The following is a 24,468-nucleotide window of genomic DNA, read 5'->3' on the forward strand; positions in this document are numbered from 1 at the left end:
TTTTGGAACAAGGAATCCCGGCGCCAAGCCGATCACGCCGCTGCAGACCGTGACCGATGGCGGGCCATGCTGGCCGCCGCGCCGCACCCCTGGTGCGTCTGGACGGACCAGGGCGAGAGCGCGTTATCGGACGACGCCGCGGCCCTTCTGGGCATCTGCAATGCCGATGACCTGACCGCTTGCCTGACGGTGCCGGACCTCGCCCCCGCACTCTCCCGCCTGCGCCGGGACGGCGAACCCTTCCGCTGCGAGGCGGCGGCGCCCGACGGGCGGCGGCTGGTGCTGACCGGCCGGCGCGGACGGGCCGGCGATACCCATTGCGACGTGGTGTGGATCGAGGATGTGACCGTCGCCCGCGACGCCGCCAGCGATGCCACGCGGCGTCAGGAGCAGGCGACGGGGGCCGCGCGCTCCCGCCTTGCCGAGTTGCAGGCGATGGCCGATGCGCTGCCGGTGCCGGTGTGGATGCGCGACCGCTCGCTGCGGCTGTCTTGGTGCAACCGCGCCTATGCCCGCGCCGTCGACGGCGATCCCGACACGGTGGTGACGGAGGGGCGGGAGCTGACCGCCGCCGGCCGGGCGCTGGCCGAACGGGCGCGCAGCGGCGGCTTCGCCCAGTCCGACCGTGCCCCCGTGGTGATCGGCACCCAACGCCGCCTTCTGGAGGTGACGGAGGCGCCGCTGCCGCTGACCGACGGCGGCGGCACGCTGGTGGTCGGCTATGCCCTCGACCTGACCCCGCTGGAGGAACTGCGCGGCGAGCTGGACCGCCACCTGACCGCCCATGCGGAGGTGCTGGAGCGGCTGGGCACCGCCATCGCCATCTTCGGCCCCGACACCCGCCTGACCTTCTTCAACCAGGCCTATGCCCGGCTGTGGGAGCTGGACGAGGCGTGGCTGCGCACCGAACCGACCAACGCCGAACTGCTGGAGGAGCTGCGCGCCCGCCGCCGCCTGCCGGAATATGCCGACTACCAGACCTTCAAGCGCGAGCGGCTGACCCGCTACACCCATCTGGTGGAACCGGTGGAGGAGATGCTGCACCTGCCGGACGGCACGACGCTGCGCCATCTGGCCGCGCCGCACCCGCAGGGCGGGCTGATCACCATCCTGGAGGACGTGACCAACACGCTGGCGCTGGAATCCTCCTACAACACGCTGATGGCGGTGCAGCAGGAGACGCTGGACAATCTGGCGGAGGGCATCGCCGTGTTCGGCGGCGACGGCCGGCTGAAGCTGTCCAACCCGGCCTTCGCCCGCATCTGGGATCTGGCCGACGGCGACCTGCACGGCGAACCGCACATCGCCGACGTCATCGAACGGATGCGCCCGCTGCTGGAGATGCAGCTGGCGGACAAGATCGCGGAAAAGGTCGCCGACAGGCCGGGCGAAGCCGCCACCTGGGAGGCGGTGAAGGAGGAGCTGATCGGCGCCACGCTGGAGCGCAGCGTCCGCTCCGGCCGGGTGGAGCGCAGCGACGGGTCGGTGGTGGAGTTCTCCACCCTGCCGCTGCCCGACGGGGCTGTGCTGAACAGCTATCTCGACGTCACCGACGGCGCCCGGCTGGAGACGGCGCTACGCGCCTCCAACGCGGCGCTGGAGGCCGCCGACCAGCTGAAAAGCGAGTTCATCGCCAACGTCTCCCACCATCTGCGCACGCCGCTGAACGGCATCATCGGCTTCGCCGAGATGCTGGCGAACCAGTATTTCGGCGAACTGAACGACCGGCAGATGGAGTATGTGCGCAGCATGCTGACGGCCGGCCAGCGCCTGCTGGAACTGATCGACGACGTGGTCGACCTGACCAGCCTGGGGGCCGGCGTCACCACGCTGGACCGCGGCGCGGTCAACCTGCCCGACCTGCTCGAGTCGGTGGCCGGCCTGACCCGCGACTGGGCGCGGCGCGAGGGGCTGCGGCTGGAGGTGGTGGCGCCGGAGGCGCTGGGCGAGATGGAGGGTGACGGCAAGCGGCTGAAGCAGGCGCTGTTCACCCTGGTGGTAGGCGCCATCCGCAACCCGCCGTCCGACCGCCGCATCCGCCTGGCCGGGGAGCGGCTGAACGGCAGCATCACCCTGTCGGTCAGCGGCGCCGCCGCGCCCGACGCCGACCCGCAGGGTGCGGCGGCGCTGGGCGTGTCGTTGGCCCGCAACGTGGTGGAACTGCACGGCGGCCGGCTGGAACTGGACGAGACCGGCGGCGCCGGGGTCTACCGCAGCGCCCATGTCCGCTGCATCATGCCGGTGCGGGCCCCGGTGAACGGGGTGAAGGCGGAGTAGAGCGCCCTCTCCCGCACCGGGAGAGGGCTTTTTGTTCACGCCGCGCCGGGGACGCCCTTCGAGGTCGAGTATTCGAAGTGCAGCGCCTCGCCGGGATAGACCAGCGGGCGTATGGCGTGGGCGGCTTGCGCTGCTTCGGCGAAGCCGCAGAGGATCAGCTTCAGCTTGCCGGGATATGTCGCGATGTCGCCGATGGCGAAGACGCCCGGAACGTTGGTGGCGCAACCGGGCTGCGCCACCGCGATGTGGCTGCGCTCCAGGTCCAGGCCCCAGTCGGCGATGGGCCCGAGATTCATCGACAGGCCGAAGAAGGCGAGCAGGGCGTCGGCCGGCAGCGCCTTTTCCTCGCCGTCCAGCGTGGCGACGCGCACGGCGGTCAGCTGGCCGTTCTCGCCGTCCAGGCCGGAGAGCTGATAGGGCACCACCATCTCGACCCGCCCCTCGCGCACCAGGGCGTCCATGCGGGCGACGCTTTCGGGCGCAGCGCGGAACTTCGGCCGGCGGTGGACGACATAGACGCGCTCCGCCACGTCGGCCAGCGAGATGGCCCAGTCGACCGCGCTGTCGCCGCCGCCGGCGATCACCACCTTCTTGCCGGCGAAGTCCTGGCGGCGGCGCACCATGTAGAAGACCGACTTGCCCTCATACGCCTCCAGCCCGTCGAGCGGCGGGCGGTTGGGGCCGAAGGCGCCGCTGCCGGCGGCGATGATGACCGCCTGGGCGTCGATCTTCGTGCCGATGCTGGTCTCCACCAGCCAGCGCCCGCTGTCCTGGCGGGTCAGCTTCTCCACCTGCTGGCCCAGGTGATAGGTGGGCGAGAAGGGGGCGGCCTGTTCCGCCAGCCGGTCGATCAGGTCGGCCGCCTCGATGGAGGGATGGGCCGGGATGTCGTAGATCGGCTTTTCCGGGTAGAGCGCCGTGCACTGGCCGCCGACCATGTCCAGCGCGTCCACCACATGGCAGCGCATCTTCAGCATGCCGCATTCGAACACTGCGAACAGCCCGACGGGGCCGGCGCCGACGATGACGACATCGGTGGTGAGGACATCGTGGCTGGAGGCGGTCTGCGACATGAAAGCCAATTCCTTGAGACGGGGTGCCGGTTGGAGGATGATGCGGAGGGGTCGGCGAACGGTCCTTCCATTGTCCGCATTTCCCGGCCGGGTCAACCCCCCGCAAGGGGAAAGCGGTCCTGTGTCGCGTGCGAGGCGGGGCGGCTGACCGTCGAGGTCGAGCAACAATTTCGCATAAATTCGCTTAAATTTGTCGATTGCACGCGGCGGTGGCGAGGCGGAAAGTGAAGGTCGGCGGCGGATGGCCGGGCTTTCCTTGCCTGGAGGCCGGTCGGGTGGAGGCCCGGAATGAAGGAACTTCGGTGTCTGGTCTTCACCGACCAGGAAGTGGTGCGGGCCGTACTGGACCGGCGGCGGCGGGTGAAGGACACATTGCCGGTCGGTACCGTGTCCAGGATCGTCTATCACCGCAACGAGGGGCCGGAGCAGGAGGGCATCGAAACCCGCCTGAGCATCACCGACGACGACGGCGCGGTGACCGAGCTGGCGCTGGCCGACACCGAGGTGACGGCGGCGCTGGTCGGTTATTGCATGGGCCGGCGCATCCCCCTGCCGGTGGCGTCCGACAAGATGCTGCACCTGATCAACGGCGCGCTGACGCTGATGATCACCATGAACTTCAACAAGGCGCCGCGGCTGGTGGTGGCCGGCGCGGCGGAGGGGGCGGCGGCAGACCGGATGTCGCCCAAGCGGCGGATCGGCCGCTGACCCACCCTTCTTTCCGGCTTGCGGGCGGGCGGCGGCTTCGCACAGTATCCGCGCCATGTCGGACACTCCCCACCATACCGTCACCCTCCCGCTGCCGGATGAGGCCGCCACCGCGGCGCTGGGCCGCCGGCTGGGCGTCCTGCTGCGGCCGGGCGACCTCGTGGCTCTGCGCGGCGATCTCGGCGCCGGCAAGTCGGCGCTGTCGCGGGCCTTGATCCGCAGCGTCACCCATGAGGACGCCGAGGTGCCGTCCCCCACCTTCACCCTGGTGCAGACCTACGACACCGCGATCGGCCCGGTCTGGCATTTCGACCTCTACCGCCTGTCGGGTCCGGACGAGGTGTATGAGCTGGGCTGGGAAGACGCGCGGGCCGAGGCGGTGGCGCTGGTCGAATGGCCGGACCGGCTGGGTCCGCTGCTGCCGCCCGACCGGATCGAGGTGACGATGGAGCATGACGGCCCCGACGCCCGCCGCGCCACGCTGACCGGCCATGGCGCGCTGGCGGCACGGGTGGCCGCCGCCGACTGGACACTGTGATGGCTCCTGTCATGTCCGTCGTTTCTGCCGCGCGGGAAGACGAGATCGCCGCCTTCCTCGCTGCCAACGGCCTGTCCGATGCAGCACGGGAGCCGCTGGCCGGCGATGCCTCCGCCCGCCGGTATGAGCGCCTTCGCAAGGCGGATGGCGGCACGCTGATCCTGGTGGACACGCCCGCCCCCGCCGACGATCTCGTGCCCTTCATCGCCATCGGCGCCGAACTGGCGGCCATCGGCCTGTCCGTCCCCACCGTGCTTGCCTCCGATGTGGAACGCGGCTTGGCGATCCAGGAAGATTTCGGAAGCGAAACATTCTCCCGCCTGCTGGCCGACGCTGCCGATCCGCAACCGCTCTATCAGATGGCGACCGACGCGCTGATCGTCATCCACCGCGGCTGGCCGGACGGGGCGGCGCGGCGGCTGGCCCTACCCGTCTACGATCCGGCGCTGTTCATCGCGCAGACCCGGCTGTTCATCGACGCCTATGTGCCGGTGGTTTTGGGTAAGACCTTAAGCGATGAGGATCGTTCCGATTTCGATATGGCTTGGCGGACAGTGCTGGAGCCGGTCTGCGCCGTCGCGCCGTCGCTTCTGCTGCGCGACTATCACGTCGACAACCTGATGCGGCTGGATCGGCCGGGGGTGAAGGCCGCCGGGCTGATCGACTTCCAGAGCGCCGGCTGGGGGCCGCGGGCCTACGATCTGGTCTCCTTGCTGGAGGACGCGCGGCGCGACGTGGCGCCCGATCTGGCCGAGGCGATGGTCGCGCGTTATCTCGCCGCTTTCCCCGACACCGATGCCGCCGCCTTCCGCCGTGCCATGGCGGTGCTGGGGGCGGCGCGCCACACGCGGATCGTCGCCATCTTCGTCCGTCTGGCGCTGAGCCAGGGGCGGCGGTCCTACCTTGTCCATCTGCCGCGGGTCTGGCGCCTGCTGGAGGCCCAGTTGGCGAAGCCGGAGTTGGCGCCGGTCGCCGCGTGGTTCGACCGCCATCTGCCGCCCGAGGCGCGTGCCGCCTTCGTCGTTCCGGAGACGATCTGAGATGACCGTGACCATTCCCGATACCGCGCCCCAGATTGCGATGGTGCTCGCCGCCGGCCAGGGCCTGCGCATGCGCCCGCTGACCGACCACATGCCGAAGCCGCTGATCCCGGTGCTGGGCAAGCCGATGCTGGACCATGCGCTGGACCGGCTGGCTGCGGCCGGCGTCGGCCGGGCGGTGGTCAACAGCCACTATCTGGGCGCCATGATCGGCGATCATCTGAAGGGCCGGACATCCCCCGCCATCACCCTGTCGCCGGAGGACACGCTGCTGGAGACCGGCGGTGGGGTGAAGAAGGCCCTGCCCCATCTGGGTACGGCGCCGGTCTATACGGTGAATGCCGACATCTTCTGGCTGGACGGGCCGGTGCCGGCCCTGCGCCGCCTCGCCGCGCACTGGAACCCGGCGGAGATGGATGCGCTGCTCCTGCTGATGGCGACGACCAAGTCGGTCGGCTATGACGGGCTCGGCGACTATCACATGGACCCGCTGGGCGGCCTGACCCGTCGCGGCGAGCGCGAGCTGGCGCCCTTCGTCTATGCCGGGGTGCAGATCGTCAAACCGGAACTGTTCGCGGCGGACACGCCGGACGGCGCCTTCTCCACCAACCTGATCTGGGACCGCGCGCAGCAGGCGGGGCGGCTGTTCGGCCTTGCCCATGACGGCCTGTGGTTCCACATCGGCACGCCCGCCGGACTTCGGGAAGCGGAGGATCTGCTGGCCATCGGCGGCGTGCGGGCGGTGGCGCATTGAGGGCTGGGCTGCGATATACTCAAGCCGAGCTATACTCAACGGGAAGTAGCCCGCCCTTGGAACTGATCGCATGTCCATGACCCACCCCAAAGTCTACAGCATCCCCGCAGGTGCGCCCTTCGTCGACATGCTGGCGGCGGGCATCATGGAGCGGGTGGGCGGCGACCCGATGGCGCTGGCCGGGGTCACCGTGCTGCTGCCGACGCGGCGCGCCTGCCGGGCGCTGCAGGCGGCTTTCCTGCGGCGCTCCGGCGGGCAGCCGACGCTGCTGCCGCGGATGGCGCCGCTTGGCGAACTCGACGCCGGCGACCTCAGCCTGACCGAGGAGGAGCTGCCCGACGTCCCGCTCGACCTGCCGGAGGCGATCTCGCCGCTGAATCGGCAGATGACGCTGGCGCGGCTGATCCTGGGCGCCGACGGGCTGTCGGCGACCACGGCGCAAGCGGTGCGGCTGGGCGCCGACCTTGGCCGGCTGATCGACGCGGTGTGGACCGAGCGCGCCGGGTTCGAGAAGCTCGAGTCGCTGGTGCCGGAGGATTATGCCGAGCATTGGCAGGTCACCCTGAAATTCCTGCGCATCATCACCGAGGTGTGGCCCGCCATCCTCGAGTCGACCGGGGAGACCGACCCGGCCAAGCGCCGCAATCTGGCGCTGGAGACACAGGCCGCTCTCTGGCAGGCGGCCCCGCCGCCGGGCATGGTGATCGCCGCCGGCTCCACCGGTTCCATCGCCGCGACGACGGAACTGCTGGCGGTCATCGCCCGGCTGCCTAAGGGGGCGGTGGTGCTGCCCGGCCTCGACACCGGGGCCGACGACACGATCTGGGACGCCATCGCAGAAGACGAATCCCACCCGCAGCATGGCCTGTCGCAGCTGATCCGCCTGCTGGGCGTTACCCGCGACGAGGTGCGGCCCTGGACCGACGCGACCGAGCCGCGCGGCGCCCGCGCCCGCCTGATCGCGGAGGCGATGCGTCCGGCGGCGACCACCGAGGGCTGGCGCGAGCTGTCCGGGGTGGATGCCTCGGCGCTGGATGGGCTGACCCGCATCGACGCCGCCACGTCAGAGGAAGAGGCGCAGGTCATCGCGCTGCTGATGCGCCATGCGCTGGAAACGCCGACCAAGACCGCCGCCCTCATCACCCCCGACCGCAACCTGGGCCGCCGGGTCGCCATGGCGCTGGCGCGCTGGGGCATCCTGGTCAACGACTCGGGCGGCCAGCCGCTCGCCCACACCGCGGTCGGCACCTATCTGCGGCTGACGGCGGAGTTGGTGGCGAGCCGCGTCCATCCGCTGGCCCTGCTGGCGCTGGCCAAGCACCCGATGGCGGCGGGCGGCCGCGACTCAGGAGATTTCCGCGCCGCCGCCCGCGCGTTGGAGCGCGTCGTGCTGCGCGGCCCGCGCCCGGCCGAGGGGTTCGACGGCGTGCTGGCGGCGCTGGAGCAGGCCGAGCGCTTCGACCATGAGGAGCAGCAGGAGTTCCTGCGCGGCTGGCTGGTCGATATCGGCCAGCGCGCCGCCCCCTTCCTGGAGGCGCTGACCACCGACACGCCGCTGGCCGACCTCGTGCGCGCCCATGTCGCCTTCTGCGAATCGCTGGCCGCCGACGACGAGTTGACCGGGGCGGAGCGGCTGTGGCGGCAGGACGACGGCGAGGAGGCGGCGCGCTTCGTCCATGATCTGCTCGACGCGGCGGAAGGCTTCCCGGCGATCCCGGCCAAGGATTACCCGGCGCTGCTCGATGCGCTGATGAGCGCGCGGGCGGTGCGCCCCCGTTACGGCCTGCACCCGCGCCTGTTCATCCTGGGTCCGATGGAGGCGCGCCTCCAGCATCTCGACCTGACCATCCTGGGCGGGCTGAACGAGGGGACCTGGCCGCCGGCGGCATCCGCCGATCCATGGATGTCGCGGCCGATGCGACGCGATTTCGGCCTGCCCAGCCCGGAACGGCTGGTCGGCATGTCGGCCCACGACTTCGCCCACGCCTGCGGCGCGCCGGAGGTGGTGCTGACCCGCGCGGCGCGGGTGGAGGGCACGCCGACGGTGCCGTCGCGCTGGCTGCTGCGGCTGGAAACCGTGCTGAAGGCGGTGGATCTGGACGGTGTGATCGAGGAGCGCGGCGCCTGCTGGCTCGGCTGGGCGCGCGGGCTGGACGAGCCGGACCGGGTGCAGCCGGTGGCGGCACCCGAACCGCGCCCGCCGCTGACCGCCCGTCCGCGCAAGCTGTCGGTGACGGCGGTGGAAACCTGGATGCGCGATCCTTACGCCATCTATGCGCGCTACACCCTGGATCTGAACAAGCTCGACCCCATCGCCGCCGATCCGGGAGCGTCCGACCGTGGGCAGATCATCCACGATACGCTCGACGCCTTCGTTCGCGAATATCCGGGGCCGCTGCCTCCCGACGCGCTCGACCGGCTGATCGCGCTTGGGCGGGAGCGCTTCGGCCCGCTGCTGCGCAGCCATCCCGACGTCTGGGCCTTCTGGTGGCCGCGATTCGAGCGGGTGGCCGGCTGGTTCGTCGATCTGGAGCGCGAGCGCCGGCCCCGCCTCCGCCCGCTGGCGACCGAGGTGCCGGGCCGGCTGGAGCTGTCCGGCCCCGGCGGCCCCTTCACCCTGACCGCCAAGGCCGACCGCATCGACCGTGGTCCCGACGGGCTGGTGGTGATCGACTACAAGACCGGCACCCCGCCGAGCACGCGCGAGATCGAGCTTGGCTTCGCCCCTCAGCTGCCGCTGGAGGCCGCCATCGCGGCGGCGGGCGGGTTCAGCGGGGTGGACAAGGGCGCGGTGGCCGAGCTGACCTTCTGGCGCCTGTCCGGCGGCGACCCGGCCGGCGAGGAGAAGCCGGTGAAGGGCGACCCGGCGGCATTGGGCGAGGAGGCGCGGGCCGGGCTGGAGGCGCTGATCGCGCAGTTCGACAACCCGAACACGCCCTACCGCTCGCGTCCAAGGCCGGCCATGGCGCCGCGCTATACCGACTACGCCCATCTCGCCCGCGTCCAGGAATGGTCGTCGGGCGGCGGGGAGGGAGAGTAAGTCATCAATAAATCAACCTGAAGATTGCAGTCTCCTTCCCGGTTCCATACACTTGCACGTGGTCTTTCAATTTCCGGCAACACATCGACCGGACCGGGGGGACGGAGTAAGGCATCTCATGACCGACCGTGACGGCGTCAGAGAGGTTGCCGCAACCCGATTTATCGTACCCCCATAAAATCTCTTGTTGCCGGGATTTTGCGGGGGTACGATAATTCTCCTGAAGATTACATTCGATCCCGCCAAGCGTGACCGGACCCTGTGTGAGCGTGGCCTCGACTTCGCCGACTCGGCCGAGGTTTTCGCTGGCCGAACGATCGATATTCCGGACGAGCGGTTCGACTATGGCGAGACCCGCATCATATCGGTCGGGCATCTGCGACGGCGGATGGTGATCGTGGTCTGGACGCAGGCGGAAGACGCTCGCCGCATCATTTCGATGAGGAAGGCCACTGACCGGGAGCAAACGCGCTTTGGGCAGAGACTCTGTGATGAGCGACTTGGTGAAGGTTGACGAACACGTCATCCAGCCTGAGGAATACGACGAAATCCCGGAAATCACGGACGAGATGTTCGCACGCGGCACGGTGATGGACGGCGGCAAGCCGGCCCGTCGCGGCCGCCCGCCGGCCGATGCGCCCAAGGAAGCGATCAAGCTACGGCTGGACGCCGACGTGCTGAAGCATTTCCGGGAAACCGGGCCGGGATGGCAGACCCGCATCAACGCCGCGCTGCGCCAAGTGGCTGGTCTGTCGAAGTGACGGTTGGTCCGACCCGCTCACCTGATCTTTCGCCCTTGCCCTGGCCCCGGCATCTGGACCAGCATCCGGCCCTGCCCCGGCACCGGAAGCCCCGTTCATGACCATGACCGACCTGTCCCCCCGTACTCTGCCGCTCGATCCCAATGTGGCGCAGCGGCGGGCGTCCGATCCGACGGCATCGGTGTGGGTCGGCGCGTCGGCCGGGTCGGGGAAGACCAAGGTGCTGACCGACCGGGTGCTGCGGCTGATGCTGTCCGGCACGCCGCCGGCGCGCATCCTCTGCCTGACCTTCACCAAGGCCGCCGCGGCGGAGATGGCGATCCGCATCAACCGGACGCTCGGCCTGTGGGCCACCCTGCCCGACGACGCGCTGGAGGACCGGCTGGCCGACCTGTGCGGCGAGCGCCCGTCGATGGAGGCGCGGCTGAACGCGCGGCGGCTGTTCGCCCAGGTGGTGGATTGCCCCGGCGGCATGAAGATCCAGACCATCCACGCCTTCTGCCAGTCGCTGCTGCGCCGCTTCCCGCTGGAAGCCGAGCTGGCGCCGCATTTCGACGTGATGGACGACCGCACCGCCGACGGGCTGCTGACCGAGGCGCGCGACGCCGTGCTGCATGCCGGCCGGACCGAGCCCGACAGCCCGCTCGGCCGCGCCATGAACCGGTTGACCGGCGACCTGAACGCCGAGGATTTCGCCGGACTGCTGGCGGAACTGGCCAGCCAGCGCGGGCAGGTGGAACGGCTGCTGAAGGACTTCCATGGGCTGGACGGGCTGATCGACGCCATCCACGACCGGCTGGGGGTGCCGGCGGGCGTGACCGAGGAGTCGATCCTGACCCACGCCTGCCACGACGACCATTGCGACCCGCCGGCCCTGCGCGAAGCCTGCCGGGCGCTGTCGGGCGGCAGCGCCGGCGACCAGGAGCGCGGCATCGCCATCCAGCATTGGCTGGACGCCGCCGACCGCCGGGTGCGGGCCTTCGAGGCCTACAAGCGCCTGTTCCTGACGGCGGAGGGAAGCCCGCGCAAGACCCTGATAACCAAGAAGCCGGCCACCGCCTACCCGCAGGCTCTGCTGTCCCTGCAGAAGGAGGCGGAGCGGCTGGTCGAGATATCGGAGCGGGTGAAGGCCGCCGGGGTCGCGGCATCGACCACCGCGCTGCTGACGCTGGCGCAGGCGATGCTCGATGCCTACCGCGAGCGCAAGGCGGCGCGCGCCCTGCTGGATTACGATGACCTGATCCTGGCGGCCAACCGGCTGCTGAGCGGCGGCGACGGCAAGGCGCCGCGGGTGCCCTGGGTGCTGTACAAGCTGGACGGCGGCCTGGACCACATCCTGATCGACGAGGCGCAGGACACCAACCCCGACCAGTGGGCCATCGTCGCCGCCCTGGCCGGCGAGTTCTTCGCCGAACTGGAGGCCGCCGCCCCGGACGGCAAGATCCGCACCGTCTTCGCGGTGGGCGACGAGAAGCAGTCGATCTTCAGCTTCCAGCGCGCCGATCCCGCCGAATTCGCCCGCATGCGCCGCCATTTCCAGGACAAGGCGGAGTCGGCGGAGCGGCTGTGGGCCGGGGTGGACCTCGACATCTCCTTCCGCTCGACCTCCGCGGTGCTGGAGACGGTGGATGCCGTCTTCGCGCAGGACCGCGCCCGCGACGGCGTGGCGTCCGACGCCAGCCCGGTCATCCGCCACCGCGCCTTCCGCCGCGGGCAGGCCGGTCTGGTCGAACTGTGGCCGCCGGTGAAGCCGGTGGAGGCGACGGAGACGCCGGCCTGGGCGCCGCCGGTGGCGCGCGAGTCCGCCGATTCGCCGTCGGCCCGCCTCGCCTCGGTCATCGCGGCGACGGTGCATCGCTGGATCGACAGCGGCGAGACGCTGGAGGCCAAGGGCCGGCCGGTGCAGCCGGGCGACGTCATGGTGCTGGTCCGCCGCCGCACCGCCTTCGTCACCGAACTGGTCCGCGCGCTGAAGGACCGCGGCGTGCCGGTGGCCGGTGTCGACCGCATGGTGCTGACCGAACAGCTGGCGGTGATGGATCTGGTGGCGCTGGCCGATTTCCTGCTGCTCCCCGACGACGATCTGACGCTCGCCACCGTGCTGAAGGGTCCGCTGATCGGGCTGACCGAGGAGGAGCTGTTCCGCGTCGCCCACGGCCGGCGCGGCACGCTGTGGCGCTCTCTGGTGGCGCTGGCGGAGACGGAGCCGGACTTCCGCCCGGCCCGGCGCTATCTCGGCGACCTGCTGGCGCGCACCGACTTCTCCGCCCCCTACGAGCTGTTCGCCGGCCTGTTGAACCGGCCCTGCCCGGCCGACGGCCGGTCGGGGCGGCGGGCGATCCTGAAGCGGCTCGGCCCCGACGCGCAGGACCCGCTGGAGGAGTTCCTGGCCGTCTGCCTCGCCTTCGAGAAGACCGAGCCGCCGTCCCTGCAGAATTTCCTGGCGTGGCTAGCGGCCAGCGACGCCGAGATCAAGCGCGAGCTGGAGCAGGGCGGCGGCACCGTGCGGATCATGACCGTCCACGGTTCCAAGGGGTTGCAGGCGCCCATCGTCTTCCTGCCCGACACGCTGGGCAGCCCGACCCAGAGCCCGCCGATCCTGTGGCCGGACGAGAACTGCCCGGTGCCGCTGTTCGCCGCCCGGCGCAGCCAGGAGGACGGGCTGTGCGCCGAGGCGCGGGCGCGGGCCAACCGGCGGCGCGACCAGGAATATCGCCGGCTGCTGTATGTCGCGCTGACGCGGGCGGAGGACCGGCTCTACATCTGCGGCCATCAGGGCAAGCGTGAACCGTCCGACGATTGCTGGTACCGGCTGGTCGAGGAGGCGATGCGCGAGAACGGCGTGCCGCACAGCTTCGACTTCACCGATCTCTGCCCGCATGGCTGGGCCGGCGACGGCTGGCGGCTGATCGGTCCCCAGACCGCCGTGGTGCCGCGCCATGTCGAGACGGAGGAGAGCGCATCGGCCGAGCCGCCGCCGCCCTGGATCGCCGAACCGGCGCCGGGTGAGCCGGAACCGTCGCGCCCGCTGACCCCGTCGCGCCCCGATGGCGAGGAGCCGGCGGTGCGCTCCCCGCTTGGCAACGACGACGGCCAGCGTTTCCGCCGCGGCCTGCTGGTCCACCGGCTGTTGCAGACGCTGCCCAGTCTGGCCGAGGAGGCACGGGAGGCCGCCTGCCGCCGTTTCCTGGCCCGCCCGGCGCACAAGCTGACGCCGGAGCAGCAGGACGCCATCGCGCGGGAGACACTGGCGGTGCTGAGCCATGCGGAGTTCGCGCATCTGTTCGGCCCGGACTCGCGGGCGGAGGTTCCCCTGGTCGGCGTGGTGGCGCTGGGCGAAGCCAGCCGGACGTTGCAGGGCCGCATCGACCGGCTGGCGCTGACCGGCGATACGGTGTGGATCGTCGACTATAAGACCAACCGGCCGCCGCCACGGGATCTGGAAGACGTGCCAATGGTTTACCGGCGCCAGATGGCGGCCTACCGCGAGGCCTTGCGCGCCGTTTATCCGGGGCGCCGGGTGCGTTGCGTGCTGCTGTGGACCGACGGTCCCTACACCATGGAGTTGCCGCCATCGGTGCTGGACGCGGCGGCGGCGGGACTGGCCCCGCGGGCGGGGTGAGGGAGGGCCGGCGGGTCACCCGAAAGATGGGGTGACTTGACCGGCCGGGCGCCTCCGCCCTACATTTTGCTCAATTCCACTGACGGGGCGATGCCCGCCGGCCTTTCACAACCGGTCCGCGGCGCTTCCGACTCAAAGCACGAGGTCACATGAGCACCACCATCAAGGTTACCGACGACAGCTTCGAGCAGGACGTCCTGAAGGCTACCGGCCCGGTCCTGGTCGATTTCTGGGCGGAATGGTGCGGCCCCTGCAAGATGATCGCCCCGGCGCTCGACGAGCTGGCCGGCGAGTATGACGGCAAGGTCACCGTCGCCAAGCTGAACATCGACGAGAACCCGGACACCCCGACCAAGTACGGCGTGCGCGGCATTCCGACGCTGATGCTGTTCAAGGGCGGCAGCGTTGCCGCCACCAAGATCGGCGCCCTGCCCAAGGGTGCGCTGTTCCAGTGGGTCGACTCGGCGCTGTAAGCGGTCCGACTGGTCCAGGTTCAGGAAAAGCCCCGCCCGCGGTCACCGCGGCGGGGCTTTTTCATGTGTCCTGCTGGGTGCTGAGGAACTCCAGAAGCTCCCGCGCCAGCTCTTCGGGCAGTTCCTCCGCCATGTGATGGCCGCAATCCAGGCCGCGCCCGCGCAGATCCGGCGCCCAGGGTCGCCAGACCGCCAGGACATCGCCGTAAAGTTCCTCCAGATCGTCCCGCAACGACCATAAGGCGAGCACCGGGCAGTTCAGCCGCCGGCCGGCCGCGCGATCCGCCGCATCGTGGTCGCGGTCGATGCCCAGCCCGGCGCGGTAATCCTCCAGCATGCCATGTACGGTGGCCGGATCGTGGATGGCCGCGCGGAAATCACGGTAGGCCTCCTCCCCCATCGCCTCCGCCGATCCGCCGTACCAGGCGTCGGGATCGGCCAGGATGGCGCGCTCCGGCTTGTCCGGCTGGGCGAAGAAGAACCAGTGCCACCATGCCTGGGCGAAGCGGGCATCGCACCGCTCCAGAGCTTCCAGGATCGGCACGCTGTCGAGCAGCGCGAGACGGGTGACAGCCGCCGGATGGTCCATCGCCAAACGGAAGGCGGTGTAGGACCCGCGGTCGTGGCCGACGACGGCGAAGCGGTCGAAGCCGAGGTGCCGCATCAGGGCGAGGCAATCCAGCGCCTTGGCCCGTTTGGACGAGTTGGCATGGTCGGGCCGGTCCGCCGGCTTCGACGATTGGCCGAACCCCCGCAGGTCGGGGCAAACCACGCTGTGGAAGGCCGCCAGCAGCGGCGCCACCCGGTGCCAAGTCGCATGGGTGCGCGGATGGCCGTGGAGCAGCAGGACCGGACTGCCCTGCCCGCCATGACGGACCCGCAAGGTCGCATCCGGCAGTTCAACGGTCTCCAGAGTGAATCCTTCGAACATCGCGCCCTCCCCGGCTGTGCCTGGGAGAACCGCGGCATGGGCGGCGGGGTTCCTCCCACGGTCCTGGTCAGGACGGCAGAAGGCCAAACGGCGAAACGGGCCGCCGGAGAAACTCCGGCAGCCCGTGCCTGCATCGGAAAAGCCTTGAGGCCATCCGTTTTCCGCAGATGCCCCCTTACCAGGGAGACTTCATATCAGGGAGACTTCGGCTTTGCCGTATCCTTACCTGCGTCTTTGCCTTTGCCCCCGGCGACCTCCGCCGTCCGGGCGAGGTTGTCGGCGGCGGCGCGGCCCCATTCGCTGTCGGGGGAGACGCGGCGGGCCAGCGACCAGTCGTCGCGGGCCGCCGGCAGGTTGCCGCCCAGCGCCTTGACGTTGCCGCGCAGCAGGATCGCTTCCGGGTCGCCGGGCTTCAGTTCCAGCGCATGGTCGATGTCGGCCAGTGCCTGCCGGTAGTTGGACAGCGCCTTCTGGGCGGTGGCGCGGTAGAGATAGGCGTCCGCCCGGCGGGGATCGCGGGCCAGCGCCGCGTCGAGGTCGGTGATGGCGTCCCAGAAGCGTTCACCCTCGGCGCGGGCGAAGGCGCGGTCGATCAGCAGGTCGACGTCACCCGGCGTCTTGTCGAGCGCCGCGCTGTAGAGCCGTTCCGCCCGCCCCTGGTCGCCGGCGCGCAGCCACGCCCAGCCGGCCCGGCCGAGCAGCGAGGCGGCGGCCCTGGGGTCGTCCTTGCCCAGCGTCGGCACCAGCGCCTCCATCTGGGTTCCGGCCGCCTTGAACTCGCCGGCATGGAACTGCGCCAGCGCGTAGCAGAGCTTGGCGAAGTCGCCGCCGCCCTGCTCCTGCCAGCGCATCGCGTCGGCCTTGGCGCCGTCGGGGTTGGCCTCCGCCTTGGCGGCGCAGGCCTGGAGTTCGCGGTTGCGGTCGAGGCCGGAGGGCGGCCCGGAGGACGGCCCGGTGGAGGCCGCCTGCGCTGCCCGCGAGGGAGCCGGCAGGACGGCGAGAAGCCCCAGCGCCAGGGCGGCGGAAAGGTAAAGATTGCGTCGGGTCATGGTGCCTTTACACTCCGCCATCGCCGGGCAGGGTGCAAGCCCCCCACACCAATCCGGTGGCCGAGCCCGGCGTTACACCGTTTACCGCCCCAACCGGAACGCCCGCGATGACCGATCCCCGCCTGTTCGTCTTCGGCCCCGGCTACACCGCCCGCGTCTTCGCCGACCGGCTGCGCGCCGAGGGATGGCGCATCGCCGCCACCTGCCGCAGCGAGGAAAAGAAGGCGGCGCTGGAATCCCAGGGCATCGAGGCCTTCCTGTTCGACCGCGGCCGGCCGCTGGCCGATGCCAAGGCGGCGCTGGCCGACACCACCCATCTGCTGGTCAGCATCCCGCCCGACGGCAAGGGCGACCCGGTGCTGGACCAGCATGCCCGCGATCTGGCCGACCTGCGCACGCTGGACTGGGCCGGCTACCTGTCCACCACCGGCGTCTATGGCGACACCGGCGGCGAGTGGGTCAGCGAGGCGTCCTGGCTGAAGCCGACCGGCGAGCGGCAGAAGCGGCGGGTGGAGGCGGAGCGCGGCTGGCTGAACCTCTACCGCCAGTATGGCGTGCCGATGCATCTGTTCCGGCTGGCCGGAATCTACGGCCCCGGCCGCAGCGCCATCGATTCGGTGCGTGACGGCATCGCCAAGCGGGTGGACAAGCCGGGTCAGGTCTTCTGCCGCATCCATGTCGACGACATCGCCAACACGCTGCGCGCGTCGATGGCGCGGCCGACGCTGGGCGCCATCTACAATGTGGCCGACGATTTGCCCAGCCCGTCGCACGAGGTGGTGGAATACGCCTGCCGCCTGCTGGGTGTGGAACCGCCGCCGCTGGTGCCCTTCGATCAGGCGGAGATGTCGCCGATGGCCGCCAGCTTCTACGCCGATTGCCGCCGGGTGAAGAATGACCGCATCAAGCGCCAGCTTGGCGTCACCCTGACCTATCCCGACTACCGCGCCGGGTTGGAGGCACAGCTGGCGGCGGGGCTATAGCCGAAGACTCGGGCAAAAAGTAAACCTAAGATTACAAAGCAATTGTCAGTCATATTCCGATAATCATAAAACCCGGCCGAAGACACGCATGGAAATAGCAAAGGTTATTTAATAATCTCCCGGGATCATGAGCGTCCAGGCGACGACGATCCTGCGAGGTGTTGGGCGCATGAGCAGCACGCCGACGGTCACAACCTCCCTCCCCTCCGCCGGTCTTCCGGCGGCCAAGGACATGGTGGCCAGGGACATGATGGATGCCACCGCTTTCCGCCGCCAGATGGACGAGGTCGTCGCCCGCATCCCCATGCACGCCATCCGGTCGGTGCTGGACGCGGTGGAAGGGGCGCCCAGCCCGAACGGCGAGCGGGCGCGGCATCTGCGCGACGCGCTGGTCGACCATTTCAACCGGCTGCGGCCGATGAAGGCGCGGCGGCTGTTCACCAGCCTGTTCGAACCCTTCCTGGTCGACGACCCGATCCTCTACCGCTCGCCGGAGTCGGTGCCGGCGCTGATCCAGCGGGTGGACATGGGCGGCATCTGGGCGGCGCTGACCCGTTATGCCTTTCCGGGCCTTGCGGCGGAGGTGCAGAGCCGGCTGGACGCGATGGCGCGCGAGGCGATGCTGGACGCCGTGCTGGCCAGCCCCGACGCGATGGTGATGCGCGAGTTGATGCGGAAAGAGGCGCTGGACTTCCTCTACACCATGGTCGGCGACCGCAAGCTGACCGACCGCTTCCTGGCGCTGGCGAACGAGGAGGCGCACCACGACGCCCGGCTGCGCACCCAGTATCTCGGCCGCAAGGCGCCGGTCGACGGCGACCTGCTGGGCTTCGTCCGCGCCCTGCTGGAGCACAACGAGGTGCTGGTGCCGCTGACCGAGCGGATGCGCCGCGATATTGAAGAGATGCAGGGCGCCGGCGATTCCCGGTCCGCCGAGGTCGATTGCCAGTCGGCGCTGATGGTCGGCTTCGTCCGCCGGGTGCGCGATCTCGGCCTGCCATTCCGCGACCAGTCGCAGGTGCTGGCCTGGTTCGCCCCGCTCTATGGGCTGAACGTCAAGCGGCGTTACGACGTGTTCCTCCGCCATGTGCGCGAACATGTCGGTTCGGGTGGCCCGGCCGTGCGGGAGTCGCACCCGCTGCTGCGCGCCCTGCTCTGCCACTTCAACGCCGCCTGCATCACCATCCGCGAGGTGGTGGACGGCATGTTCGGCGATATGGAGATTCAGGACGGCGGCGTGCTGTCGGCCCCCGCCCCGACCCGCGCCCTGCTGCACGAGGCGGTGGAGCGCTTCGACCGGGCGCTGACGGCGCTGTCCGGCACCGGCTTCCTCGCCAGCCGCTCCACCGGCCCGGCACTGCGGGCGGAACTGGCGGCGGTCAGCCGCGAGTTGACCGGCACGGTGATGCCGGCGCTGGCCGCCCGGCTGCAGGCGGCGATGAACGCCCGCCACGCCCCGGTGCCCGACCATGAGGACATCGTCTGGCTGCTGGAACTGGTCTGGCGCTGGGGCCGCTATCTCGGCAATGCCGGCTACGCCAACCCGGAGCTGAAGTCGCTGCGCCTCTATGCGGTGGAGACCGGCCGCCTCGCCTTCATCCAGGCGATGAAGGCCGAACCCCAGGAGAAGCCGGCCCACCGGATGGCGCACATGCTGCGCATCCGCCGGCTGATGGCGGCGATGGGCGAAACGGTGGACGGCTGGATCAGCCCGGTCAGCCAGGGCCTGCACCGGGTCGTCTTCCGCTATCTGGAGGATGTCGGGGAGATCGCCGACGACGAATGGGCGGTGATCAACGCCTTCGTCGCCAGCGTCCGCAGTGAACTGAGCCGGTCGCGCAACTGGCAGAGCGCGGACTTCGTCGACATTCTGCGGCTGCATGAGGGCAGGCGGCGGGGGGAGTGATCGCTCTTCGGCCGATGTCCCCAACCCAAACAAAGTGGTTCGACGCAACCACCGATGTGGTATGATGCGCGCCCGCTCGGGGCGGGACGGCCGGACAACGGCCCGCAACCCCGGTGGTCCCGCTTTTCAGTCACTCCTCCCGCCGAGACGACGCCAGCATGAACATCACCATCGAACGCGCCGCCCTTCTCCGTTCCCTGGGTCACGTGCAGAGTGTGGTCGAGCGGCGGAACACCATTCCGATCCTGTCCAACGTCCTGCTGCGCGCGGGCGACGGCGAACTGTCGCTGGCCGCCACCGACATGGATTTGGAGATCGTCGAGACCGTCCCGGCGACGGTCGGGCGCCCCGGCGGCACCACCGCCCCCGCCCACACCCTGTTCGACATCGTCCGCAAGCTGCCCGACGGCAGCCAGGTGGAGCTGGACATCGGCGGCGACGGCACCATCCTGACGCTGCGCGCCGGCCGGTCGCAGTTCAAGCTGTCCTGCCTGCCGGTGGAGGATTTCCCGCAGCTGTCCAGCGGCGAGCTGAAGCACAATTTCTCGGTCGCCGCCGCCGACCTGCGCGGGCTGATCGACCGCACCCGCTTCGCGATCTCCACCGAGGAGACGCGCTATTACCTGAACGGCATCTACCTGCACGCGGCCAAGAGCAAGATGGGCAGCCTGGAGACGCCGGTGCTGCGTGCCGTCGCCACCGACGGCCACCGGCTGGCCCGGGTCGAGATGCCGCTGCCGGACGGGGCCGAGGGCATCCCCGGCGTCATCATCCCGCGCAAGACCGTCACCGAGATCCGCAAGCTGGTGGATGAGGCCGCCGACCGCATCGAGCTGTCGCTGTCCGACAACAAGATCCGCTTCGGCTTCGACAGCGTCGTCGTCACCTCCAAGCTGATCGACGGCACCTTCCCCGACTATGAGCGGGTGATCCCGGTCGGCAACGACAAGGTGATGGAGGTGGACGCCAAGCTGTTCGCCGCCGCCGTCGACCGCGTCGCCACCATCTCCACCGAGAAGAGCCGGGCGGTGAAGCTGTCGCTCGTCCGCGGCGCCCTGACCCTGTCGGCCACCAGCCCGGAATCGGGCAGCGCCACCGAGGAGCTGGAGGTCAATTACGCCGAGTCCCCGCTGGAAATCGGCTTCAACTCTCGCTATCTGCTGGACATCACGCAGCAGATCGAGGGCGAGGGCGCCCAGTTCACGCTGGCCGACGCCGCGTCGCCGACCATCATCCGCGACGTTGCCGACTCCACCGCGCTCTATGTCCTGATGCCGATGCGTGTGTGATGGGGCTGCGGGGATCCTCCCCGCCCCAGGCGGAACGGACCAGTTGCAGCACACGGCAGTTTCGATGAGCGGCGGTACCCCGGTGTCCGCCCCCAATTCGGCTTTGGGCACGGCTTTGGCCCCGGCTCTTGCGGTGCGGCGGATGACGCTGACGCGTTTCCGTGGCTATGACTCCGCACGGCTGGAACCCGACCGCCGCCCCGTCGCCCTGATCGGCCCGAACGGGGCCGGCAAGACCAATCTGCTGGAGGCCGTCAGCTTCCTCGCCCCCGGCCGCGGCATTCGCGGGGCCCGGCTGGCCGAGGTGGAGCGGCTGGGCTCGCCCCCCGGCGCCGGCTGGGCGGTGGCGGCGATGCTCGACACCCCGATGGGTCCGGTGGAGATCGGCACCGGCCGCGAACCCCATGACGGCAATCGCACCTCCGACCGCGACCGCCGGCTGGTCCGCATCGACGGCCATCCGGCCAAGGGCCAGACCGCGCTCGCCGACCATGTCGCCATGGTCTGGCTGACCCCGCAGATGGACCGCCTGTTCCTCGAAGGGTCGAGCGGACGGCGGCGCTTCCTCGACCGGCTGGTCTTCGGCTTCGACCCCGCCCATGCCGGGCGGCTGTCCCGTTATGAACATGCGCTGCGCGAACGCGCCCGGCTGCTGCGCGACGGCCGCTTCGACGAGGGCTGGCTCGGCGCGCTGGAGGACCAGATGGCGACCACCGGCATCGCCGTCGCCGCGGCGCGGCGCGAGGTGGTGCAACGGCTGCGCGCCGCCTGCGCCCGCTCGGTCGGTCCCTTCCCCGGCGCCGACCTCGCCGTCGCCGGCACGGTGGAACGCTGGCTGGACGAAGGTCCGGCGCTGGCGGCGGAGGATGCGCTGCGCGACAGCTTGCGCATGGGCCGCCGCGCCGATGCCGATGGCGGCGGCGCCACGGTGGGACCGCACAAGAGCGACCTCGCCGTCCGCCATGCCCCCAAGGACATGCCGGCGGCGCTCTGTTCCACCGGCGAGCAGAAGGCCCTGCTGATCGCCATCGTGCTGGCCAACGCCCGGCTGCTGGCGGCCGAACGCGGGGCGGCACCCATCCTTCTGCTGGACGAGGTGGCCGCCCATCTCGACCCCGAACGGCGCACCGCGCTGTTCGGCGAAATCCTGGCATTGGGCGCCCAGGCCTGGATGACCGGCACCGACGAAGGGGTTTTCGACCCGCTTGGAGAGGACGCCCGCCGGTTCCGCATCGAAGACGCCCACATCCGCCCCGGATAGGGGTGGAAATTCGGGCCAAGACCCAAAAAAAAGCCGTGTTCACGCACGCTAAACCGCCGAATCCACAACCGAATCTGTTATAGTCGACGCATGGCACAGGAAGCACTGAAGAACGACCTCCCGCAGTCGGAGCCCCAACAGGCGGACTATGGGGCGGAGTCGATCACCGTTCTGCGCGGGCTCGATGCCGTGCGCAAACGCCCCGGCATGTACATCGGCGACACCGACGACGGGTCCGGCCTGCACCACATGGTGTACGAGGTGGTCGACAACGCCATCGACGAGGCGTTGGCCGGCTATTGCGACAAGGTCGAGGTTCTGCTGAACGCCGACGGATCGGTCACGGTGCGCGACAACGGACGCGGCATCCCGACCGACATCCATTCGGAGGAAGGCGTCTCGGCGGCCGAGGTCGTGATGACCCAGCTCCATGCCGGCGGCAAGTTCAACCAGAACAGCTACAAGGTCTCTGGCGGCCTGCACGGCGTCGGCGTGTCGGTGGTGAACGCGCTGTCCGAAACGCTGGACCTCCGCATCTGGCGCAGCGGCCGCACCTGGACCATGCGCTTCCGCCACGGCGTCGCCGAGGCGCCGCTGGCCGATGTCGGCGAGGCGCCGATGGTGCCGGAGAAGGGCAAGCAGCTGTCGGGCACCGAAGTCACCTTCATGCCCTCGGCCGAGACCTTCACCAACATCGAATTCGATTACGCCACGCTGGAACACCGGCTGCGCGAACTGGCCTTCCTCAACTCCGGCGTCCGTCTGGTTCTGACCGACGCGCGCGGGGTGGAGCCGAAGGTGCAGGACCTGCATTACGAAGGCGGCCTGGAAGCCTTCGTCAACTGGCTCGACCGTTCCAAGACGCCGCTGCACAAGCCGGCGATCACCCTGAAGAACGAGCGCCCGACCGAGCATGGCGGCGTGGTGACGGTGGAATGCGCGCTGCAGTGGAACGACAGCTACCACGAGACGACGCTCTGCTTCACCAACAACATCCCGCAGAAGGACGGCGGCACCCACCTCGCCGGCTTCCGCGCGGCGCTGACCCGTGCCATCAACAACTATGCCAATGAATCCGGCATCGCCAAGAAGGAGAAGGTCAACCTGTCGGGCGACGACGCCCGTGAAGGCCTGACCTGCGTCCTGTCGGTGAAGGTGCCCGATCCGAAATTCTCCAGCCAGACCAAGGACAAGCTGGTCTCGTCGGAGGTCCGTCCCGTCGTCGAGGCGGTGGTGGGCGAGGCGCTGGCCCAGTATTTCGAGGAGCATCCGGCCGACGCCCGCCGCGTCGTCCAGAAGGTGGTGGAGGCCGCCGCCGCCCGCGAGGCCGCCCGCAAGGCGCGCGAGCTGACCCGGCGCAAGGGCGCGCTCGACATGGCCTCGCTGCCCGGCAAGCTGGCCGACTGCCAGGAACGCGACCCGGCGTCGTCGGAGCTGTTCATCGTCGAGGGCGACTCGGCCGGCGGCTCGGCCAAGCAGGGCCGCTCGCGCCAGTTCCAGGCCATCCTGCCGCTTCGCGGCAAGATCCTGAACGTGGAACGGGCGCGCTTCGACAAGATGCTCGGCTCGGCGGAGATCGGCACGCTGATCGCGGCGCTCGGCACCGGCATCGGCCGCGACGAGTTCAACGCCGACAAGACGCGCTACCACAAGATCATCATCATGACCGACGCGGACGTGGACGGCAGCCACATCCGCACCCTGCTGTTGACCTTCTTCTTCCGGCAGATGCCCGACCTGATCGAGCGCGGCTATCTCTACATCGCCCAGCCTCCGCTCTACCGCATCAAGCGCGGCAACGCCAAGGAACGCTACCTGAAGGACGACCGGGCGCTCGAAGAGTATCTGGTCGAGGCCGCTTTGAGCGACCTGTCGGTCCAGCTGTCCGACGGCACCCTGCTGATCGGCGACCAACTGTCCGGTCTGGTCGATCAGGCCCGCACCGCGCGTCCGGCGATCGACACGCTGTCGCGGAAGGTCGGCAACGCCATGGTGGTGGAACAGGCGGCGGTCGCCGGCGCCCTGTCCGGCGCCCTGGCCGACGACAAGGCGGCGGCCGAGGCCGCAGCCAAGGCGGTGGCCGAGCGGATGAACACGATGGACGCCGACGGCGGCTGGCGCGGCGAGGCCCTGCCCCAGGGCGGCTATGCCGTGATCCGCGCCCGGCGCGGCGTCACCCACCGCCACCTGTTCGACGCCGACCTGCTGAAGAGCGGCGAGGCCCGCCGTCTCGACGGGCTGGCCGCCGACCTGAAGCGTGTGTTCGGCACCGCCGGCAAGGCCTTCGAAAAGCAGAAGGAAACCCGCGCCCTGACCGGCCCCGTCGCCCTGTTCGACACGGTGATGGAACTGGGCCGCCGCGGCGTCACCATCCAGCGCTACAAGGGCCTGGGCGAGATGAACCCGGACCAGCTGTGGGAAACCACGCTGGACCCGACCAAGCGCTCGCTGCTGCAGGTCCGCGTCAGCCACGCCGATCAGGCGGAGGAGGTCTTCTCCACCCTGATGGGCGACATCGTCGAGCCGCGCCGCGAGTTCATCCAGGAAAACGCGCTGAAGGTGTCGAACCTGGACGTGTGATTGGTGTGTTGGTCATTTAAGCAAAAGATGAGAAACCGGATCCTATGTTTGAGACACTTTTAACCGTTGTCTCACGGGAGACGGCGGGGTTCCTCTCCGGACCCTGAGAGCAAGCAAAGAGGGCGGGGCCACAAGGCTCCGCCCTTTCTGTTTGCGCTGCCGGTCCATCACCGCCTTCGAGCG

Annotated in this window: 18 protein-coding genes; 15 read left to right on the forward strand and 3 right to left on the reverse strand. The window is 69.9% G+C overall.

Annotated features, from left to right (window positions below):
- The first annotated feature begins 66 nt into the window (after positions 1-66).
- Positions 67-2,277, forward strand: a complete 2,211-nt coding sequence (locus FZ938_RS30030) for a PAS domain-containing sensor histidine kinase (RefSeq protein ID WP_246457590.1) — start codon at positions 67-69, stop codon at positions 2,275-2,277.
- Between the two features lie 35 nt (positions 2,278-2,312).
- On the opposite strand, the gene FZ938_RS30035 is transcribed toward FZ938_RS30030, so the two are convergent.
- On the reverse strand, positions 2,313-3,350 hold the full coding sequence (locus FZ938_RS30035) for an NAD(P)/FAD-dependent oxidoreductase (protein WP_149201833.1): 1,038 nt from the start codon (positions 3,348-3,350) through the stop codon (positions 2,313-2,315).
- 288 nt (positions 3,351-3,638) lie between these two features.
- Between FZ938_RS30035 and FZ938_RS30040 the strand changes: the two genes are divergently transcribed.
- The 9 genes from FZ938_RS30040 to trxA all read left to right on the forward strand — a co-directional run bounded on the left by FZ938_RS30040 (position 3,639) and on the right by trxA (position 14,286).
- A complete protein-coding gene (locus tag FZ938_RS30040) occupies positions 3,639-4,058 on the forward strand; it encodes a hypothetical protein (protein WP_149201834.1) in 420 nt (139 codons plus the stop codon).
- A 55-nt stretch (positions 4,059-4,113) separates the two neighbouring features.
- Positions 4,114-4,596 (forward strand): tRNA (adenosine(37)-N6)-threonylcarbamoyltransferase complex ATPase subunit type 1 TsaE, encoded by a 483-nt coding sequence (gene tsaE, locus FZ938_RS30045; protein ID WP_149201835.1) that lies wholly within the window; start codon positions 4,114-4,116, stop codon positions 4,594-4,596.
- An 11-nt stretch (positions 4,597-4,607) separates the two neighbouring features.
- Positions 4,608-5,636, forward strand: a complete 1,029-nt coding sequence (locus tag FZ938_RS30050; RefSeq protein WP_149201836.1) for an aminoglycoside phosphotransferase family protein — start codon at positions 4,608-4,610, stop codon at positions 5,634-5,636.
- Position 5,637: 1 nt separating this feature from the next.
- On the forward strand, positions 5,638-6,390 hold the full coding sequence (locus FZ938_RS30055; protein ID WP_149201837.1) for a nucleotidyltransferase family protein: 753 nt from the start codon (positions 5,638-5,640) through the stop codon (positions 6,388-6,390).
- A gap of 76 nt (positions 6,391-6,466) precedes the next feature.
- Entirely contained in the window at positions 6,467-9,430 is a 2,964-nt protein-coding gene (addB, locus tag FZ938_RS30060) for a double-strand break repair protein AddB (protein ID WP_149201846.1), read from the forward strand.
- A 187-nt stretch (positions 9,431-9,617) separates the two neighbouring features.
- The gene (locus FZ938_RS30065; RefSeq protein ID WP_246457898.1) at positions 9,618-9,944 is read left to right on the forward strand and encodes a BrnT family toxin; all 327 of its coding nucleotides are present in this window, start codon (positions 9,618-9,620) and stop codon (positions 9,942-9,944) included.
- Complete coding sequence (locus FZ938_RS30070) at positions 9,922-10,191, forward strand: BrnA antitoxin family protein (protein ID WP_211101202.1); 270 nt, start codon at positions 9,922-9,924, stop codon at positions 10,189-10,191. Before FZ938_RS30065 ends, FZ938_RS30070 begins: the two co-directional genes overlap by 23 nt.
- Before the next feature lie 97 nt (positions 10,192-10,288).
- Positions 10,289-13,813: a double-strand break repair helicase AddA gene (gene addA / locus FZ938_RS30075; protein WP_149201839.1), complete on the forward strand. Its 3,525-nt coding sequence runs from the start codon at positions 10,289-10,291 to the stop codon at positions 13,811-13,813.
- 149 nt (positions 13,814-13,962) lie between these two features.
- Positions 13,963-14,286: a thioredoxin TrxA gene (gene trxA, locus FZ938_RS30080; protein WP_085087204.1), complete on the forward strand. Its 324-nt coding sequence runs from the start codon at positions 13,963-13,965 to the stop codon at positions 14,284-14,286.
- Positions 14,287-14,347: 61 nt separating this feature from the next.
- On the opposite strand, the gene FZ938_RS30085 is transcribed toward trxA, so the two are convergent.
- Together FZ938_RS30085 and FZ938_RS30090 are read right to left on the reverse strand one after the other, a co-directional pair.
- A complete protein-coding gene (locus tag FZ938_RS30085) occupies positions 14,348-15,217 on the reverse strand; it encodes an alpha/beta fold hydrolase (RefSeq protein WP_149201840.1) in 870 nt (289 codons plus the stop codon).
- A gap of 194 nt (positions 15,218-15,411) precedes the next feature.
- Entirely contained in the window at positions 15,412-16,266 is an 855-nt protein-coding gene (locus FZ938_RS30090; protein ID WP_149201841.1) for a tetratricopeptide repeat protein, read from the reverse strand.
- A 107-nt stretch (positions 16,267-16,373) separates the two neighbouring features.
- On the opposite strand from FZ938_RS30090, the gene FZ938_RS30095 reads away from it, so the two are divergent.
- The 5 genes from FZ938_RS30095 to gyrB all read left to right on the forward strand — a co-directional run bounded on the left by FZ938_RS30095 (position 16,374) and on the right by gyrB (position 24,285).
- The gene (locus FZ938_RS30095) at positions 16,374-17,249 is read left to right on the forward strand and encodes an SDR family oxidoreductase (RefSeq protein ID WP_149201842.1); all 876 of its coding nucleotides are present in this window, start codon (positions 16,374-16,376) and stop codon (positions 17,247-17,249) included.
- 169 nt (positions 17,250-17,418) lie between these two features.
- On the forward strand, positions 17,419-19,155 hold the full coding sequence (locus tag FZ938_RS30100; protein ID WP_149201843.1) for a hypothetical protein: 1,737 nt from the start codon (positions 17,419-17,421) through the stop codon (positions 19,153-19,155).
- Positions 19,156-19,313: 158 nt separating this feature from the next.
- Positions 19,314-20,444 (forward strand): DNA polymerase III subunit beta, encoded by a 1,131-nt coding sequence (gene dnaN, locus FZ938_RS30105; RefSeq protein WP_109073268.1) that lies wholly within the window; start codon positions 19,314-19,316, stop codon positions 20,442-20,444.
- A 64-nt stretch (positions 20,445-20,508) separates the two neighbouring features.
- Positions 20,509-21,705, forward strand: coding sequence for a DNA replication/repair protein RecF (gene recF / locus FZ938_RS30110; protein ID WP_149201844.1), 1,197 nt, complete (start codon positions 20,509-20,511; stop codon positions 21,703-21,705).
- A 90-nt stretch (positions 21,706-21,795) separates the two neighbouring features.
- Positions 21,796-24,285 (forward strand): DNA topoisomerase (ATP-hydrolyzing) subunit B, encoded by a 2,490-nt coding sequence (gene gyrB / locus FZ938_RS30115; protein ID WP_149201845.1) that lies wholly within the window; start codon positions 21,796-21,798, stop codon positions 24,283-24,285.
- Positions 24,286-24,468 lie beyond the last annotated feature (183 nt).

It is taken from the genome of Azospirillum oryzae, assembly GCF_008364795.1.
GTDB classification, from domain to species: domain Bacteria; phylum Pseudomonadota; class Alphaproteobacteria; order Azospirillales; family Azospirillaceae; genus Azospirillum; species Azospirillum oryzae.

What these genes read in the sequence shown, in the direction of transcription:
- FZ938_RS30030 (WP_246457590.1), top strand. Translation starts at nt 67, where the DNA reads ATGCTGGCCGCCGCGCCGCACCCCTGGTGCGTCTGGACGGACCAGGGC.
- FZ938_RS30035 (WP_149201833.1), bottom strand. Translation starts at nt 3,350, where the DNA reads ATGTCGCAGACCGCCTCCAGCCACGATGTCCTCACCACCGATGTCGTC.
- FZ938_RS30040 (WP_149201834.1), top strand. Translation starts at nt 3,639, where the DNA reads ATGAAGGAACTTCGGTGTCTGGTCTTCACCGACCAGGAAGTGGTGCGG.
- tsaE (WP_149201835.1), top strand. Translation starts at nt 4,114, where the DNA reads ATGTCGGACACTCCCCACCATACCGTCACCCTCCCGCTGCCGGATGAG.
- FZ938_RS30050 (WP_149201836.1), top strand. Translation starts at nt 4,608, where the DNA reads ATGTCCGTCGTTTCTGCCGCGCGGGAAGACGAGATCGCCGCCTTCCTC.
- FZ938_RS30055 (WP_149201837.1), top strand. Translation starts at nt 5,638, where the DNA reads ATGACCGTGACCATTCCCGATACCGCGCCCCAGATTGCGATGGTGCTC.
- addB (WP_149201846.1), top strand. Translation starts at nt 6,467, where the DNA reads ATGACCCACCCCAAAGTCTACAGCATCCCCGCAGGTGCGCCCTTCGTC.
- FZ938_RS30070 (WP_211101202.1), top strand. Translation starts at nt 9,922, where the DNA reads ATGAGCGACTTGGTGAAGGTTGACGAACACGTCATCCAGCCTGAGGAA.
- addA (WP_149201839.1), top strand. Translation starts at nt 10,289, where the DNA reads ATGACCATGACCGACCTGTCCCCCCGTACTCTGCCGCTCGATCCCAAT.
- trxA (WP_085087204.1), top strand. Translation starts at nt 13,963, where the DNA reads ATGAGCACCACCATCAAGGTTACCGACGACAGCTTCGAGCAGGACGTC.
- FZ938_RS30085 (WP_149201840.1), bottom strand. Translation starts at nt 15,217, where the DNA reads ATGTTCGAAGGATTCACTCTGGAGACCGTTGAACTGCCGGATGCGACC.
- FZ938_RS30090 (WP_149201841.1), bottom strand. Translation starts at nt 16,266, where the DNA reads ATGACCCGACGCAATCTTTACCTTTCCGCCGCCCTGGCGCTGGGGCTT.
- FZ938_RS30095 (WP_149201842.1), top strand. Translation starts at nt 16,374, where the DNA reads ATGACCGATCCCCGCCTGTTCGTCTTCGGCCCCGGCTACACCGCCCGC.
- FZ938_RS30100 (WP_149201843.1), top strand. Translation starts at nt 17,419, where the DNA reads ATGAGCAGCACGCCGACGGTCACAACCTCCCTCCCCTCCGCCGGTCTT.
- dnaN (WP_109073268.1), top strand. Translation starts at nt 19,314, where the DNA reads ATGAACATCACCATCGAACGCGCCGCCCTTCTCCGTTCCCTGGGTCAC.
- recF (WP_149201844.1), top strand. Translation starts at nt 20,509, where the DNA reads ATGAGCGGCGGTACCCCGGTGTCCGCCCCCAATTCGGCTTTGGGCACG.
- gyrB (WP_149201845.1), top strand. Translation starts at nt 21,796, where the DNA reads ATGGCACAGGAAGCACTGAAGAACGACCTCCCGCAGTCGGAGCCCCAA.